This is a genomic window from Sphaerisporangium rubeum (assembly GCF_014207705.1).
In the GTDB taxonomy this organism is placed as follows: domain Bacteria; phylum Actinomycetota; class Actinomycetes; order Streptosporangiales; family Streptosporangiaceae; genus Sphaerisporangium; species Sphaerisporangium rubeum.
Genome location: NZ_JACHIU010000001.1, coordinates 3,008,258 through 3,025,151, shown reverse-complemented (window position 1 = coordinate 3,025,151; position 16,894 = coordinate 3,008,258). Strand labels below are relative to the sequence as shown.

The 16,894-nt window shown below is 71.2% G+C and carries 12 protein-coding genes; 5 read left to right on the top strand and 7 right to left on the bottom strand.

Going from position 1 to position 16,894, the window contains the following annotated elements; all coding sequences use genetic code 11:
* Positions 1 to 41: 41 nt before the first annotated feature.
* Positions 42 to 641: a TMEM175 family protein gene (locus BJ992_RS12920; RefSeq protein ID WP_184980733.1), complete on the bottom strand. Its 600-nt coding sequence runs from the start codon at positions 639 to 641 to the stop codon at positions 42 to 44.
* A 208-nt stretch (positions 642 to 849) separates the two neighbouring features.
* Between BJ992_RS12920 and BJ992_RS12915 the strand changes: the two genes are divergently transcribed.
* Complete coding sequence (locus BJ992_RS12915) at positions 850 to 1,620, top strand: hypothetical protein (protein WP_184980731.1); 771 nt, start codon at positions 850 to 852, stop codon at positions 1,618 to 1,620.
* Between the two features lie 8 nt (positions 1,621 to 1,628).
* Here BJ992_RS12915 and BJ992_RS12910 read toward each other — a convergent pair whose 3' ends face one another.
* The 5 genes from BJ992_RS12910 to BJ992_RS12890 are packed head-to-tail and all read right to left on the bottom strand — an operon-like array spanning position 1,629 to position 11,031.
* Positions 1,629 to 4,976 carry a CHAT domain-containing protein gene (locus BJ992_RS12910; protein ID WP_184980729.1) on the bottom strand — a complete coding sequence of 1,116 codons (3,348 nt, stop codon included), beginning with the start codon at positions 4,974 to 4,976 and terminating at the stop codon, positions 1,629 to 1,631.
* A 4-nt stretch (positions 4,977 to 4,980) separates the two neighbouring features.
* Positions 4,981 to 5,466 carry an FHA domain-containing protein gene (locus tag BJ992_RS12905; protein ID WP_184980727.1) on the bottom strand — a complete coding sequence of 162 codons (486 nt, stop codon included), beginning with the start codon at positions 5,464 to 5,466 and terminating at the stop codon, positions 4,981 to 4,983.
* Positions 5,463 to 7,325, bottom strand: coding sequence for an AAA family ATPase (locus BJ992_RS12900; protein ID WP_184980725.1), 1,863 nt, complete (start codon positions 7,323 to 7,325; stop codon positions 5,463 to 5,465). Before BJ992_RS12900 ends, BJ992_RS12905 begins: the two co-directional genes overlap by 4 nt.
* On the bottom strand, positions 7,322 to 8,827 hold the full coding sequence (locus tag BJ992_RS12895; RefSeq protein WP_184980723.1) for a coiled-coil domain-containing protein: 1,506 nt from the start codon (positions 8,825 to 8,827) through the stop codon (positions 7,322 to 7,324). Before BJ992_RS12895 ends, BJ992_RS12900 begins: the two co-directional genes overlap by 4 nt.
* Complete coding sequence (locus tag BJ992_RS12890) at positions 8,824 to 11,031, bottom strand: protein kinase domain-containing protein (RefSeq protein WP_184980721.1); 2,208 nt, start codon at positions 11,029 to 11,031, stop codon at positions 8,824 to 8,826. Before BJ992_RS12890 ends, BJ992_RS12895 begins: the two co-directional genes overlap by 4 nt.
* A gap of 136 nt (positions 11,032 to 11,167) precedes the next feature.
* Between BJ992_RS12890 and BJ992_RS12885 the strand changes: the two genes are divergently transcribed.
* From BJ992_RS12885 to BJ992_RS12870, 4 genes are read left to right on the top strand one after another with little or no spacing between them, the layout of a single operon-like run.
* On the top strand, positions 11,168 to 11,764 hold the full coding sequence (locus BJ992_RS12885) for a hypothetical protein (protein ID WP_184980719.1): 597 nt from the start codon (positions 11,168 to 11,170) through the stop codon (positions 11,762 to 11,764).
* A 16-nt stretch (positions 11,765 to 11,780) separates the two neighbouring features.
* Positions 11,781 to 12,500, top strand: a complete 720-nt coding sequence (locus BJ992_RS12880) for a hypothetical protein (protein WP_184980717.1) — start codon at positions 11,781 to 11,783, stop codon at positions 12,498 to 12,500.
* 13 nt (positions 12,501 to 12,513) lie between these two features.
* Entirely contained in the window at positions 12,514 to 13,842 is a 1,329-nt protein-coding gene (locus BJ992_RS12875) for a hypothetical protein (protein ID WP_184980716.1), read from the top strand.
* The gene (locus BJ992_RS12870) at positions 13,842 to 14,489 is read left to right on the top strand and encodes a 4Fe-4S single cluster domain-containing protein (protein ID WP_184980713.1); all 648 of its coding nucleotides are present in this window, start codon (positions 13,842 to 13,844) and stop codon (positions 14,487 to 14,489) included. Before BJ992_RS12875 ends, BJ992_RS12870 begins: the two co-directional genes overlap by 1 nt.
* On the opposite strand, the gene BJ992_RS12865 is transcribed toward BJ992_RS12870, so the two are convergent.
* Entirely contained in the window at positions 14,475 to 16,298 is a 1,824-nt protein-coding gene (locus BJ992_RS12865) for a tetratricopeptide repeat protein (RefSeq protein ID WP_184980711.1), read from the bottom strand. The genes BJ992_RS12870 and BJ992_RS12865 overlap by 15 nt on opposite strands.
* Between the last annotated feature and the right edge of the window lie 596 nt (positions 16,299 to 16,894).

Below are 16,894 nucleotides of genomic sequence, written 5' to 3'. Positions count from 1 at the left end.
CCCCTCCCCGTGACACGACCCGGGGCTCGACGCGTCCTCATTCACCGGCGCAGCCGCGACCACAGCCGGTTCAGCGGCCCGGTCAGCGGCAGCACGAGCAAGGCGTAGTAGCCGAGACCGGGGATCGTCACCGCCAGCACGAACGCCACGACCAGCAGCGACGTCGCGAGGAACGCGGCCCTGACGATCCTCACCGGCACCGGGTCCTCGGCGACCACCGCGTCCGGCGTGCGGTGCAGGATCAGGATCATGGCCGTCTGGCAGAGGCTCGCGGCGAGGATCGTCGCGATGTAGAAGCCGGCGGTGAAGCGGTCCCCTCGGTACACCGAGGTCATCGCGGTGGGGAACGGCAGCACCACGATCGCGAACAGCCACCCGAGGTTCCACCGCATCAGCCCGCGCGTGTAGGCCCGCACATGGCGGAACAGGTGGTGGTGGTTCAGCCAGAGCTGCGCGATCACCACGAAACTCAGCACGAAACTGAACACCTGCGGCCAGTGCTCGGCCACCACGTCGTACGCCGGCCGTCCCACCCCTTCCGGCACCACCTCGACCAGAGGCAGCACCAGAAGCGTGAGCGCGATCGCCACTACGGCGTCGGTGAACAGCACGAGCCGATCAGGCTCCCGCGGAATGGTCATGACGCCGCAATCTATCGCTAAATCCTAAACAACCGAAAATGGGTCGTTCCGCCGCTGTCACCTGACCGATAACCGGTTACGGACCGGCCGCCGCGCGGTATCGGAAAAGCCGTCTCCACCTGGGGTGGGAAGCCGATCGGATGGCCATTGTTCTCCAATCGGCCGTCAATCGGCGCGAGGCAGGCTTGCCAGCACCGGAAAACGACAAATGGACGAGGACACGATGGCCGAGCAGGCGACCACCCCCTACAGCGAATTCGACGAGCTGGTACCTCTCACCGGTCTCAAGGACTGGGCCTTCAAGGCGCGCACCGACCTCGCGCGGTACCTGAAGCCGCTCACGATCCAGGACGACGTCAAGCCGTACGCCGAGGCGGTGCACGGCCGGCTCATCACCCTGGAGACCGCCATCGGCGTCAAGAACGTCGCGGAGGCGGACGCGCGGGCCGCCTTCGTGGGCTGGCTGGAGAAGAACGACTGGGGTGGCGGCTTCCGGTTCTTCATCGACACCAACACCGAGGAGGTCAGGAAGGCGCAGGAGGCGGCGGCCCAGGCCGCCGTCAACAGGATCATCCAGAGTGCCACCAGCGTCGCCGTCGACTTGCGCAACGGCTACAGCGGCGTAGGAAACAAGATCGGCACCGTGGTCGCCGGCCTGTCCGAGACCGCCGCCGGCCGCACGTTCACCGGCAACAGCGGCGGCTACGTCCGCGCCGCGCAGCAGCACGCTCTCATGGCGGAACTCCTCTCCCGGACGGCCCAGCGCGAGGACTGGGACGTGAACGCCTGCGCCGAGGTCGACGCCATGAACAAGTACCTGCTCGCCACCCCCGCCGTCCGCCGCCTGTCCGACATCCCCCGAGGCAAACTCTTCTTCCACGCCGAGACCTACGCCTGGGAGAAGGGCACCTGGCAGGCCCGCAAGGCCTGCAAGAACTGCGACCAGTGGCTCATCCGCATCGGCGCCGGCCGCGTGTAGAACCGGCGTCAGCGTCCCTGATGCGTGAACGCCGCCCAGCACCGCATGTCGGTGAGATCGACCCCCGGCGCGGTGAGTGCCGTGCGCAGACGTTCCGGCATGGCCGGCGGACACACCCGGGCCGGATCGAGCATCCACATCTGCGCGCGGCGCAGCGCGTCGGCGGGTGACGCGTCGGCCAGGTAGTGGTGGAACATGAACATCAGGCCGGCGGTGCGGTCGTCCGGCACGGCCCACCGGCTGCCGACGACGGTCGCCGCGCCGGCCACGAGGAAGGCGGTGGCGAGCGTCAGCGCCTCGTCGTGCGCGGACGGCGTGAGGTCGGTGCGGCACGCCGACAGGACCACCAGCCCACCCGGCGCGCCGGCGGGACGGCCGCTCGCCTGGCGCAGGATCCGGGCGGCCGTGAGCGATCGCGAGGTGTCCGGGTCCGGATCGGCGGCCAGCTTGAGGTAAGAGGCCTCGGGAGTCGCGGCGGAACTCGCGTGACAGGCCAGATGGAGCAAGGACGCGCCGAGCCTGTCACCCGTCGGCAGGCAGCCGAGCACTTCGGCCGGCCGGCCGGTCCCGCTCTCCCCCTGCGGCCCGTAGACCCTGCCGAACGGGTAGAAGGCGGCGCGCAGCGCGTCCACTTCGAGGCCGGCGTACGGCAGGTCCCGCGTGGGGTCGGCGACCATCGCCACGTTCGCCGTCAACGGCCGGGACGGCCGGCCCGCGAGATCGGCGAGTTGCCGTCCGGAGGCGATGTAAGAGATGACGGCGTCCTCGCAGGCGTGGCGGCCTCCGTACCTGGCGGCGTGCCAGTGGACGCGCCTGAGGGCCATCATCGGCACGAGCGTGAGCCGTGGTTCCCTGCCAGGGGCCCACTCCCTGGCCGCGCGGACGAGGGGTTCCATCACCGCGATCCCGGCCCAGTCGCAGACCTCCTCGAGCCCGGCGGAGACGGGGAACCTCATGTCCAGCGGTTCGACCTGGGTGAACGTGCCGTCGGCGCGCAGGACGAGCACGCGGCCGACGGCACGGACGCGGCCGGGCAGCAGATAGACGAGCGCGTCCATGCCGACCCGCCGCAGGGCCTCGGCGAGCACACCGGAGGACGGCGGGGGCAGCACGCTCCGTCCGGCCTCGGCGAGCGCGCTCAGTACACGATGCCGCAGATCGCTCGGCAGCGGCGCGGCCATCTGCGTGCCGACGACCGTGCTCACCAGGTCGCCGTAGGACCGGTCGCGCAGCGCGTTCCACTGGTCCGGCAGCGTGTCCCACCGCACGGTCCGTCTCCCGCCGCCGGTGAGCTCCCATTGCTCGGCCAGCCTCTCCTCACCGCCGGAGCGCAGCAGGTCGGGAACGCTCAGAGAAGCGGTCGCGGCGCTGAGCACCAGGCCTCTCCCGCGCTCCAGGGCCGCCAGTGCCGCCTCGCAGTCGCCGAGGTCCAGCGCCGACGACGCCACCGTCGCCGAGTACGCCGCGGCGTCCCGCACGGCCGTCAGCCCGTAGGCGACGTCGGTCTGCAGGAGCACGTCCTCCTCCATGCGTTCCAGTGCGGCGAGACCTGCGGCTACGGCCTCCTCGCGCTCACCCGGTCCAGCGCGCCGCTCAAGGGCCGTGGCCAGATCGCGCAACATTCTTCCGGCAACCGGGTTGAACCGGTCCTTCGCCAGGAGCGCGCAGCCTTCCTTGAGAACCCGTATCGCCTCATCGAGGTGGTCGTCGTCACCGGTCTGCCGATGCAGTGCCAGGAGCACGCCGGCGCGGCTGGAACGCGTGATCACTGCCTCACCCGGGGCCGCACCGGCCAGGTCCTGCGCCTGCTCCAGCAGGTGCAGGCCGCCGGTGATCCGCTCGTCCGTGGGACGTCCTCCCTCCGCCTCGATCATCGCGAGCAGGATCGTCCCCATCCCGGCCAGACCCTTCATGCCCGCCTCGGCGACCGCGCGCGGCGGCGGACCGTCCGCCAAGGTCATCATCATCCGAGCGCCTTCCGCGATCTCCGTGACGTCAGCGCGACGCGCTCCTCTTCCGATCTTGGTCGCGGCGAGACCGGCCACCAGCGACCGGCGCATCACGTGACCCCGAGGCAATCCGGCGACCGCCTCCTTCAAGGCGTCGATGTGCTGGTCGACCCCGTCGAACTCCCCGTCATCCCACTTCTGCTTGATACCCAGCAGAGCGGACATGCCGCGGACCGTGAGCAGGTCGCGCGAGGCCGAGGGGGTCATCCGTGCCACGTCCTCCAGGCGCCGACGGGCCATCCGCAGGTACGCCTCACCAGCGGCGGCACCCTCCAGTCCGTCGTTGCGCATCCATTCCTCGCTGAGGGTCGCGCCGAGCATGGCCATGGTGACAGGCCACATCTCGTGTTCGGGGTGCATGTGGCCCGCGGCAGTCGCGATGTCCCTCACGGCGTCGCCGAACCTGTCCTCCTCACCATGAAGATAAGACAGGAGCAGCGAGGACAGACCGGCGAAGAACTGTGAACCCGGCTCGTCGCCGCCTTCTCGCGCGACCAGCCCCGCGAGCCGCTGCGCTTCGTCGCGCGCACCGCTCTCCCCGCTGAGAACGGCCTCCACGACACTGGCGCCGGCGTTTCTGCGCAGGGCCAGCGACCAGAGCGGATGGTCCCGGTGCGGCGCGATGCCGTGCCACCCGCGCGACAACAGCCGTCCCGCCAGTTCGAGGTCCTCGCCGTCACCGGACTCCTCCGCCCGCCTGGCGAGGTCGGCGCCGAGTTCGGCCAGGAGCATCGGCCCGAGCAGGTGGGTCTCGCCGAGGCTGTCGGCCAGGGCTTCGGCGGCGGACACGACGGGGCCCGCGGGCTCACCGGCGGCGATCGCGGCGGACGCGCGGCACCAGAGGGCGATGCCCTGCAACTCGGCGTGCCCGGGGCCGGGTGGCATCCCGGCGAGCACCTGCTCCAGCAGCCCGCCCATGGAGACGATCTCCTGGTCGAGCTCCGGCAGGGTCTCGGCCTTCAACGCGGCGGCGGATGCCGTGATCAGCCCGGCGAAGGCCTGTAGCTCGGCCGGCACCGACGGGTTCCCTTGTGTCCCGCGCAGCAGGGCCGCCGCGCGGTCCAGTTCGGCGCGCACGGCCGGATCGGACAGGTCGCGCGGCACGGGAGGCGAGGCGAAGACCGACGCCAGGGAGTGCCCGGCACCGGCCGGCAGGCCGATCACCCGTTGGTACAACAGGATCCCGAGCAGGGCCTCGGCCATGACGGCGGACTCCGCCGACGGCGCCTCGTCCCGCAGCAGGGCCTCGATCCGGCCGATGGCGGCGTCGCGGTCCTGCGGGGGCCCGCCCTCGGCGAGGTGGCGCACGGCGCCGGACAGTTGTTCTCTGAACTCTTCGTCGTTCATCGGGTCACCTGGGAAGCTCGATGGTCACGCGGACAGGCACGCGGCGGGACAGACGCAGTACACAACCGTCGGCGAGGGCTACTCTGCGGCCGGGTTCGACGAGGTCGTCACCTGCGTAGGTGTCGTTCCTGGTGCCGGGCTCGACCAGGATCCAGGCGGTGCCGCTCTCGCGCAGGCCGACGGTCGCGTGCCTGCGCGACATATGGCCGTAGGGGGCGAGCAGGTCCGCGTGCGGGGACCAGGCGGGGTCACGGCCGAGCCGCACGTCGGTACCGGGTTCCACCTCCACCACGTCGCCGTCGCCGAACGTCAGGCGCAGCAGCGTCCGGCCGGTTCGCGTCCCTGGTCCCGGCGGCCCCGTCCCGATGGGGACGGCGCCGCCTGCCTCCGCGGTGACGACCGACGGGACGAGTGGTGCGTAGTCGTGCGGGCACGCGGTCTCGGCGTCGTCCTCGGTCACATAGGGGCAGTACTCGCATCGTCTGGTCATCTCAGCTCCAGTGAGACGGTTCCCGATCCGTCGTCCCTGACGTCCGTCACGGTGAAGCGTGCTCCAGGCCCCGCGTCCCCGCGGGGGAAGAGCGCGCGGGCCAGCGGGTTGACGAAGCAGGACTCCAGTGCGGTCCCGATGCCGCGTCCGCCCTTGAGCAGGCGCTCCGGCCTGGTGCACCACTTCAGGAGCAGGGCCCGCACGTCGTCCGGGACGAGGATCTCGACGCCGAGGACCTCCCGCACCCGCGAGACGATCGTGGTGAGCATCAGATCGAAGATCTGCCCCGCGACCTCCTCGCTGATGTACCGGAACACGATGATGTTGTCGCCGAAGCGGTTGAGGAGCTCCGGCCGCTTCAGCACCTTTTCGAAGTGCTCCTCGATCGCCTCCCGCAGCTTGCGCTCGTGCACCCGGTAGTCCTCGCGGTCCCCGTTCTCGATCAGGCGGCCGGGGTTGTCGGGGTCGGGGACGAGAACCCCGAGGTTGGAGGTGAACACGAGCACGCACTCGGAGAAGTACGTGGTCCTCCCCTGGCCGTCGGTGAGCCTGCCGTCCTCCAGGATCTGCAGGAACTTGTCGAGGATCCTCGGGTCGGCCTTCTCGATCTCGTCGAACAACACGACGCGGAAGGGATCGCGCCGGACCGCGCCGGTCAGTTCCCCGCCGGCCTCGTACCCCACGTAGCCGGGAGGCGCGCCGATCAGGCGGTCGGCGGAGTGCTCGGCGGCGAACTCGCTCATGTCGAACCTCAGCGGTTCCGACGCGGCGCCGAACAGGACCTTGCTGATCGCCTTGGCGAGCTCGGTCTTGCCGACGCCGGTCGGCCCGGCGAAGAACAGGATCCCGCGCGGCCGGGTCGCGGCGGAGGCGGCCTGGGCCCCCGACAGGCCGAGCGCGGCGCGCTTCAGGATGTCCATGGTCTTGGTGACGGCCTCGGGCTGGCCGAGCACCTTCTCCGGTATCCCCTGCTCCCCCGCGATGATCAATCGCCTGACGTGGTCGCTGCGCCACGGATTGCTCTCGATGCCGAACTTGTAGACCCGGATGGCGTCCGGCAGGCCGGAGTGATCGTGACCGCCGTCCCTCGCGAGCACGGCGACCTCCCGCACGGCGCGCAGGGTCATGCCGTCGGTCTGGTCGGCGAAGTACCTGATCTCCGGTGACTCCTCCACGTCCGGACCGGACAAGCCGAGCCGGGCCGCCTCCAGCACCGCGACCTCGGTGCGCTGTTCCAGGCCGGGAAGCGGCACGCTGATCGGCCGGATCCTGTCGTTGCCGACGACCAGCGCGGCGGGGAGGTCCCGTTCCCCCTCCACCAGCCAGATGATCGGGTTGAACAGCAGCTCCGGCCGGGACGGCGGGCCGGGTCTCGCGCCGGTGACCTGGGAGAGCTTCTCGGCGAAGCGGAAGAACGCGCGTTCCTCCTGACGCATGCGGTCGGGGCTCGCGGCGATGCGGGAGGCGTAGTCGATCACCACGGCCGCGCGCCGCGGCGCCTGCGGCCGGGTCACATTCCTCAGCACCGGCTCCAGGTCGGCGAGCGACAACCGGTCGGACGGCTTGACGTCCGGCAGCAGATCATTCTCGATCTTGCTCACCGTCTCGGGGTCCACGCCGAACGCCTGAACGCCGAGCAACCGGTCGACGGGGTCGTACACCACCAGGCACTCGTAGCCGTGGACCCGCAGCGCCTCCCACAAGGTGGGGATCATCGGCAGCAGCAGCGGAACGGAATCGGGAGTCCGCCGCACCAGGAAGCTGTCGCGGATGTTGCCGTACAGCACGAACTGCGAGTGGACCGGCAGCGTCGCGCACAGTTCCCGCACGAAGTGCGGCACGGCGGCCGGCGCGTTCACGGGTTCCTCCTGGCCCTGAGCTCGTGGGTGGCCTCGTCGTCGAGGTCGGCGTCGGCGTCGGCGTCGGCGTCGGCGTCGTCGGGGCCGGGCCGCGCCTGGACGTCACCGGCCGACCGCGGGTCCACGGGCTCCGCCGTCGTCTCCACCAGATGGAGATCTATCCCCTCCAGGTGGTCGCTCAGCGTCGCGGCCTGAGCCCGCCACCGCTCGACCTGCGCCGGGGCCGGCGCCTCGCCGGTCACCGTGCGCAGGGTCGCCGCCACGTGGTTCCGCGCGTCGACCTCCAGATCCACGAAATGGCCGCCCCAGCGGGGCCCCTGCACGCGGAGCCCACCGGTCACGGTGACGTCCACGTCCATGCCGAGGCCGTCCAGAGTGCCGGAGACGATCTCCATCAGGTGCCGCCGCTCCCGTGACCGGCGAACCTCGGCGAGGTGCTGTTCCGCCTCCTCCAGCAGCGCCTGGTCGAGCGGTGCGCGGCCGGCGCGCACCGCACGCAGACGCTCGGCCAGCCGCCGGGGGCCGCCGTCGGGGCCGTCGAGGACCTCCAGGTAGACGGCCGCGCGCTCGGCCTCCGCCGCCGCTCCGTTGGCCTGGCGCACCTGGTCCTGCAGCTCCAGCAGCCAGGTCCGCGCCATGGACGCGTCGGCGCCGCGGGCCACGCCGGCGATCCGCAGGACCTCGGCGAGGTTCCTCGCGCCGACGTCCTGGCGCAGCTCACGCAACTCCCGCGCGACCTTGTCCTCGATCTCCTCGGTCCCCTTGGTCCCGCCGTTACGTGCGGCCTGACGCGTCTCGTCCGCCGAGGCGTCGGGGCCGGGCCAGATCTGCTCCTCGAACCTGTTCACCTCCGCCATCGCCTCGTCGTCCTCGTGCTCGCGCAGCTTCGCCCTGGCGGCGGCGCGGCGCGCACGGAACAGGGTCGCGACAGCCTCCCCGAGTATCTGGTCGGCCGTGCGGCACCAGTCCAGGAGCGCCTCGACCGTGGAGCCGCCGATCGCGCGCGCGGCGGGAAGGGGGAGGTCGGGGTCGCCGGGGCCGAGCGAGTCCCGCAGCGCGGCGATCCGCGCGTTGCGGCTCAGCACCCCGGCGACGGCCCTCTCCCAGAGTCTCTGCGCCTCCTCGTCCCGCAGGTTCCTGCTCCGGTCGCGCTCGATCTCCTCGGCGAGGTCCGCCAGCCGCTCGGTCGCCCCGCCGGCCAGGCGCGCCGCGGCGTACGTGACGAGGACGGCGGCCGCGGTGACCGCGATCGGCGTCGCGACCGCCGCCGCCACGCTCAGCCCCGAGTGGACCCCTGCGGCGCTCCCGGCCCCGACGACGCTCCCCGTGCTCGCCGCGCTTCCGGCACCCGCCACACCGGCCGCGTTGAGCTTGGCCACGGTGGCCAGCTTGGCGAGGTACGCCGCCTCCGCGGCCTTGGCCGCCGCCACCTTCGCCGCGTAGGCCTGTGCCGCGGTGACGACACTGTTCACCGACGCGTATGCTCCCTTGCCGATACTCATGCGGTGCTCCTTTCTCCGGTGTGACCGGCACTCCGGGAACGATCAGGCCGGCGCCGCACCCGGATGACGAACCACACGAGGTGGGCCGCGATCGCGGCGGCCGGCAGCACGACCGGCAGCAGTGACAGAGCGGCGCCGAGGACGAGAGCCGCCGCGACCACCACGGCCAGTGACGCCAGCCGCCGCCCCCGGACCGGCCGCGCGAGCCTTCCGAGTACGCCGATGATGTCGGCGGCGAGTGAGTGCGCGGGGTGGTAGTCGCGGCCCACCCACGTGGCGAAGGGGATCTCGGTGGCCGCGATGACCAGGACGCACAGTGCGGCCCACAGCCACGACTGGGCCAGCGCGGCCGTGGAGGCCATGCCGATCAGGTCGCTCACGGTCAGTGCGACGACCCACGCCACGGCGGGGACCCCGACCGCGACGGCGGCCCAGCCGAGTGCTGTGGAACGCTGTGTGCGGTCCAGCCAGTCGTTCAGCGCGTCCGTGCGCCGATCGGCGAGATAGGCGCGCCACTGTTCGAGCCGTTTGTACGCGTACTCCAGGGCCGCCTCGGCGAGCAGGTGCGCCGCCAGTGCCTCCACGGGATCGGTGTCGGCGCGCAGAGACGTGAACCAAGGCACCGGGACCCGTGTGCGCGCCAGGTCGCGCAGGTCCGGAGCGAGCAGGCGCCGCAGCTCAGCGTGCCGGTCACGTTCGCAGGCCAGGCGGAGCGTCTCCGCGCGCATCACCTCCGGGCCGAGTCGTTCCACCGGCGCGCCGCTGCCACGCAGCCGCGACCGCAGGCTCCGCCAGCGCGCGTCGAGGTGCCGCCATGTCTCGTCGGCCACGTCGAGTCCGCCGCCGCCGTGTCCTCGCGCGAGCACGGGAAGCAGCCGGTGCCGCCACAGGTCGGCGACGACGCGCTCGTAGTCGCCGAACCCTTTGACGGCACGCCGGCAGATGACCGGCAGGTGGTCCGCGGTCATCTCGAACCCGCGGTACCGCAGCTGGCCGGAGGGGTTGAGTGCGACGAGGAGGTGCAGGAGAGCGACGTCGGGGTCGGGATGGCGGTGCTCCGGCGCCGGACGGCCCGCACCGGGGAACAGGCCGAGCCACTCGGTGAGTTCCTCGTCGTGCTGCCCCACCCAGGCCACCGCGGCGTCCCACGACAGGGACAGGACGATGGCCAGTTCGCGCGGTGTGCGGCAGGGATGACCGTGGAACATCAGCGGCCGCACGCCGGCTTCGCCGGCCGGATCGGGTTCGAGCGGCGGCGGGTCGCCGTCCAGGCACGCCGTGACCTCGCGGTACTTCCACCGCCGTTCCGAGTCGTACCGCAGGAGGCCTTGGCAGAGCACGCGCAGCAGAGGGTCGGTGATCGCGGTGAGCCTGATGGGTGCGTGCCGGACGAGGTGGTCCACGTAGGCCGAGTCGCCGATCCGCGGGGGACGCCGGTCCGGGTGGGCCGGATCGGCGGCGTCACTTCCGACGGGATGCCGGCCGAGTGCCAGTTCCGCGAGCGTGATCCCGAGCGACCACCAGTCGTCGTCCGTGGACACCAGGCCCGCCACGGCCTGGGGTGACATGTAGGGCACGGTCCCCGACCGGTGCGAGGCGAGGCGGACACTGGCCACGCCGGTGCCGGGGAGGCGATCCCCTCCGCGTGCCACGCCGAAGTCGGCCAGCGCGATCACCACCGGGTCGGCCTGTCTGACCAGGATGTTGTCCGGTTTGATGTCCCGGTGTTTGACCAGGTTGCGGTGCAGGTCGTTCAGGGCCTCCGCGCACTGCCGCGCGATCGCGAGCACGACGGGAGCGGGGAGGCGGCCCCCGTGCCGGGCCGTGAGCCGCCGCAGGTCGCCACCGGGGACGAACTCACTCACCTCGTACGGCGGCGAGGCGTCCGGCGCCGCCTCCGTGGGCCGCACGACGTACGGGCTGGTGACCTCGCGCAGTGCCGCGTACACCTCGGCACGGTCCCGGGACGGCCGGTGGTAGATCTTCAGCACCACCGGCTCGCCGTCCAGCGTCGTCCGGTACACCCGCGCTTCGTGCGTGTCCGACAGCAGGTGGAGCTCGCCGAAGCGGCCGGTCAGCTCGGCGGGTGGCGGCGCGGGCCGGGGATCTCCTTCGTCGCCGGTGGCCGGCGGTACCTGAGAGGTGTCGATCAGGGTCGGCGGCGGTGGCTCGTCCGGGATCGTCGGGGCAGGGGATCGGCTCACGGTTCCTGATTGTCGGGATGGATATCGCGTTTGGCACTGCCGCGAATTTGACCTCGGCGGCATAAATGCGGATACGCGTTAGATGCCGCGCGAGAGGCATTCTTTAGTCCTGATCACATTCGTCAGGGTGGAAGGCATGACGATGGCGAAGAGTGACACGATCAAGCGGGAAGCCCGGATGGCCGAGCTACCGCTCCTCGACCGCGCGAAGGCCGCGTGGAACGGCAGGCGGGACGGCCGCCTCACCGTGCCGTACGGAGATCCGCCGGTCACCGGGTACCTGAAGTACCTGGAGGGACGCGCTCACCGTGCGTCCAAGCAACTCCAGGCCGGCTTGCGGCGGCGTGGCAGGCGGGAGGTCGTCATCATTCACGGCCTCGCTCAGGTCGTCGTGCACGCGCACCTGAACAGAGGAGCGCTCACCGAGGGTGAGCGCGGCCGGTTCGGTCAGGCGTACGCCGCATGGGTGTTCCAGGTCGAGGAGTACCGGCGTCGCGCCGAGGCGATCACGGATTATCTCAACGAACTCCGGAACTACTACTGGATGCATCTGACGAGGGTGCGGGAGGCGGCGGCAAAAGACGGCGCCGTGCCGGTCCCGCTCACTCCTGATCCTATTTGGGATAAATCCGACGTGCTGCTCTTCCTCAGGACCGACGCCACCGACGATCCGGAGTCGGCGCGGCAGATCCGCGTCATCACCAAGGCGCTCGAACTCCTCACCGACCTCTGAGCAACCGGGAGCACAGATGACCAACCTCCGGCGCGGTCTCGCCGCCGCCGCGATCGCCGCCGCCGCGCTGCCTCTGTCGTCGTGCGGCGAGGACCCCGAGCCCCTGGCCACTCCCTGCGCGGTCGTGCTGGACGGGTCCGGATCCGGTGAGGCGCTCAAGGTCGAGCAACTGATGAGACAGCACCTGCTCGCCTTCATCAGTGAGAAGAAGTGCGGAGTCGTGAGCTTCGTTCCCATCACCGGCAACTCGGCGTCCTCCCGCTGCTATGTGCCCGACGTCGACCTCGACCCGCCGAAGAAGGCGAACACCGACCGCGACCGGATCCGCGCCGCCGCTCTGCAGAACGTCAAGACGAACGCGACGGCCATGCTGAAGTGCGCCAAGCAGGAGGAGGACACCGTCGCACCCGGGTCGGACATCGTCGGAGGCCTGCGGCGGGCCGTGGAGAAGCGTCCGGACGGCACCGGCTACTACGAGATCCTGGTGATCAGCGACTTCGGCCAGTCGGCCGGCGGGATCGACCTGTACCACGACCGGCAACTCGGGTCGAAACAACACAGAACCGTGCTAATCGCCAAGCTTGCCGCAAAAGCCCGCATCCCGGACCTGTCGCAGGCCCACATCACCACGCGTGGCTTCGGTGCGGGGTTGCCTGAGGTGGGGCTGCTCAAGGCGTTCTGGGTGGAGCTGATCACCGGGCCAGGCAAGGGCACCGTACCGGACAAACTGCCCTGACCGAGGGGGTCGCATGGAGACGACGAACGATCGCGGCCCCGGCCGCTTCCTCCGGAGGCGGATGGAGTCGATGCGGGACCGCGGCCCTGGCCGGCTTCTCTTCCGCGCACGGCGCGAGGGACGCCGGGCCGGCAGGTCCGGCAAGATCGACCAGTGGCTGATCGCCGACCGCGACCGGGTTCCGTACCTGAACCGGCTGACGGCGGAGATGAACGGCCGGCTGGCCGAACTGCGCGCGGGACGGGTCCAGGCCGTCGAGAAGCTGCGGCGCGGCGCGGCCGAGCGGCGCGGCGCGGCCGACGTGGCCGCGCACGGCGTCGCGGCCACCGAGAGGGACATCGCCGGGGTGCAGCGGTTCATGGACTCCTCCCTCGCGCGCATGGACCGCCTCGCCGTGCACGAGGCCAAGGTCAGGGACCGCACGCGTACGCGGGACGACACCGGCCGTCCCCCGGACATGCCGCCGGACATGGAACTCGACGACCTCGCCACGCCGGCGCACACGGAACTCACCGGGGAGTCCGCGCGGGGACAGGACCCGGCCCGGTGGGAGGGCCCCATGGGCAAGGGCCTCCCGGCCTGGCTGAGGTACGGCCTGATCGCCATGCTCATCGGGATCGAGGTGCCGGTGCAGTTGCAGATCTTCCTGCACTTCGACGACGACGTACGGCTCACCATGCCGTTCGCCGCGTCGGTGTCGGTGATCATGGCCGTCCTGCCGCACCTGTCGGGGAGGATCTACCGCGCGCGTCACCAGACCGGCGCGGAACGTGGCTCCGGCCCGGTGGCCCTGGTCCTGCTCGTGCCCTGGGCCGTCCTCGCCTGCCTCTTCGGCGACCTGCGGCGCAGGGTGCTGTTCCCCTCCGCGGACGCGGAGGGAACGGACGGGGACGACGGCTGGACCCTCCCCGACGACCAGGGGGTGGCCCCCCTGCTGATCGATCGGCTCGGCCTTGACTGGTTCACGGTCAGCGTGATGTTCGCGGCCCTTCTTCTCCTCTCCGGCGCCGTGGCGTTCCTGCTCGGGATCTCCGAGGACCATCCGGCGGTGTCGGCCTACCGAGGCGCGGCGGAACGGCAGAACGCGCTGGAGAGGTCGCTGCGCCAGGGCCGGGCCGCCGCCGACGAGGCGAAGCGGACGGCGACGGAGCTGGAGGGACGGGTCACCGCCATCAAGGAGGGGTTCGCGCACAAGGAGGAGCGGACACGGGCCCACTATCAGGCCGCCGGCTCGGCGTACCTGGACGAGGCGGCGCACGTCCTGCGCGACCCGAGCGTCACCGAGGCCGCCGGCCGCGCCACCGGCCCTCTCCCCGGCGACGACCCGAAGGTGAAGGTCTGATGGCCTGGCTCAGGGTGAGCCGGACGTACTATCCCGTCACGGCCCTCGGGCCGGGACGCCGGCTCGGCGTCTGGACCCAGGGCTGTCCCCTCGCCTGCCGCGGCTGCATGTCGCGCCACACGTGGGACCCCGGGGACGGCGAACGTGTCCCCGTGACACGCCTGCTCTCCCTGTGGCGGCGCGCGCTGGCCGCCGGCGCGACGGGACTGACCGTCTCGGGAGGGGAGCCGCTGACCCAGCCGGACGCGCTCGTGGAACTGCTCTCCGGTGCCAGGGACGCGGGAGACGGCGCGGCCGACATCCTGCTCTACACCGGCTACGAGCCGGCCGAGTTCGACGAGGCCATGCGGGCCGCCGCGGACCAGGCAGACGCCTTGATCACCGGCAGGTACGACGTGGGCCGGCCGACCCGGCTGCTGTGGCGCGGATCGGCGAACCAGCGGCTGATCGTCAACACCGGGCTCGGCAGGGCACGCTTCGGTCCGTACGAGACGGCGGAGGTGGACCGCGCACCCGTACAGGTCGTCCTCGGGGAGCAGGACGACCTGCTGTTCATCGGCGTGCCGCCGCCGGGGGCCCTCGGCCGGATGGAACGGGCCCTGGCGGAGCAGAGCGTCCACCTGCGCGACGTGTCATGGCGTCCCTGAACGTCCGCCGTCCGGGTCGCCGTAGATGCGCAGGAGGCGGGTGGCCTCCTCGGCGAGTTCGAGGTCGGGGTCGAGCAGTTCCACCGGAGGCAGCGTCGCGACCAGCCTTGTCGCGGTGGCGTGATCCCCGGCGTGACGAGCGACGCGAGCCCTGCCGAGGACGGCGGCGATCCGCAGCGGATGCGCGGCGTCCAGCGCCGCGTCGCCGATGACCCGGTCGTACCGCCGCGCGGCCTCGCCGGCGGGGTCGCCGGCGGCCTCCGCGCACTCCCCCAGTTCCAGGTGGGTGGTGGCGACACAGGGGTGCATGGGGAACAGGCGTCCGTCCGCCACGCGCCGTTCCTGGGACTCCGCGACCTGGATCAACTCCTCCACCGCCGCCGCGACGTCCCCGCGGTTGCGCAGCAGCCGTGCCATGGCCCAGCCGAAGTCGTCGAACAGCGGATCATCGTGCTCGAACACCGGCCGGCCGCGTGCCTCGTCCCGATGTGCGGCCAGCGCGTCGGCGGAACCCGACGCCAGAGCCGTGAGGATGAGCATGTGGAACGTCGCGCGCACGGAGACGTGAGTGGCGTACCGCCGCCAGTTGTCCGTCAACGGGAGGAGGACCCGCAGTGCCGCCGCGGGCCGGTCCAGGTCGAGCTCACAACGCGCTCGCTCGGTGTGGCATTCCAGGCCGAAGGCCACCTCGTCCATGCGCGCGGCACGGTCGAGGCATCGCAGCGCCGCCGACGGGTGGCCGGCCTGGCGCAGCACCGCGGCGTGGAGCACCAGGTCCGCCGGCTCCGGGGAGCCGTCGGCGAGGAGCCCGGCCAGTTCCACGGCCCTGGTCACGCGGCCGTACTCGGCGTAGGCGGCGGCCCGCACCCGCTCGATGGTCCGCACGCGGCCCGGCCCGGCGGGACCCGTGTCCCGCGTCCGCGTGTCGAGCACACGAGTGATCATGCTCAGCGCATGGTCGGGCCGGCCGCTCCTCGCCAGCAGTTCGGCCTGGCCGGACAGGGCTCGCGCGACCCTCGGGTCGTCCTGTCCGAGATGAGCACGGCCCAGGTCCTCCGCCTCCCTCAACCGCGAGCCCGCCTGAGCCCAGTCGCCGTAGCGCAGTGCCGCCAGGCCCGCCCTGCTCAGGGAGTCGCACGCCTCGCCCCAGTGGCCGAGGGACGCCGAGCGCTTCGCGGCCTTCGCGAACGTGGCGGTCGCCGCCGGAAGGTCCTGTGCTCCGGCGAGCAGGCTGCGCGCCAGGCGCGTCAGCGGCGGACCCTGGCGCTCACCGGCCCTGAGTTCGTGCTCCGCACGTTCCCGTTCTTCTGCGGCGGGACCGGCCCGGCCGACCACGCACTGCTGGAACCAGAACCCCCACACCGCGTCCGGACGAACCGGACATCCCACGGTGTCGAGACAGGTACGGATGATCAGATCGGACAGCATCTCGGCGTCCTGCCGCACCTCGCGGGCCGTGAGCGCCTGCACGGGATACTGGGCCCCCGTCAGGACGGGCACCAACGCCTCGGCGAGCACCGCGCACCTGCCCTGCCTGGCCGCTCTGATGATCGGCTGCATCACGGCGTCCCGATGCAACCTCCCCACCTGCGCGTCCGTCACGTCGGTCATCGCGTGGAGCAGTTCACGGAACAGGATGGTCTCCCCGTCGAGGAAGGCCAGCAACCGGCCGACGGCATCGATCACCAGCAGCCGTGCCTCCATGATGGACGACGCGGGCCGAGGGGCCGTCCAGTCGTCATCCGCGCCGGCGAACCGCGTCCAGGCGACCCACCCGGAAAGCAGCGCGGCGCAGGACTTGTGACCCACCCGGTCACGGACCCAGTTCTTGGTGCGCCTCGTCCCGTCCGCCGGCCGGCCCGCTCGGCGAGGCAGATCGATCCTGCGTCCGATTTCCGATAAATCGACCTTCTTGTAACCTATTTCATGAAGAGCCAGACTTGTTGCACGACCCAGCTCCATGAGCGTTTCATCCATAGCAACCTTCGCATCTCCCACGGACAACCACGGAAGTCCAAGAACCATCCGCACGTGATTGTGACGAGGCACTACAGGATCTCGTTGTCATGAATCCATAAACTCATAGAATTATGACAATTATCCGGTATAAGCAGAATGACGGGTTGACCACCGGGACGATGACACCGGCAGGACCGCCATTCGACCGACGACCCGGCACACCTGCGGATCAGGCTCAGAACGCCGTGACACGGTGGCACAGAACATCGTCGGAGCAGACGGAACAGGAGCTTCGACCGGCTCCCGGACGACCGGTACCCGATCAGGGACGGAACGTCGCGCGGCGCACGGAAATCGCCCCTTCACCTGGGGCCGAAGCCGACCCGCCGACCATTGTCGTCCCATCATTCGCCGGTCGGCGCGAGGCGGACTTTCCAGGCATCGGA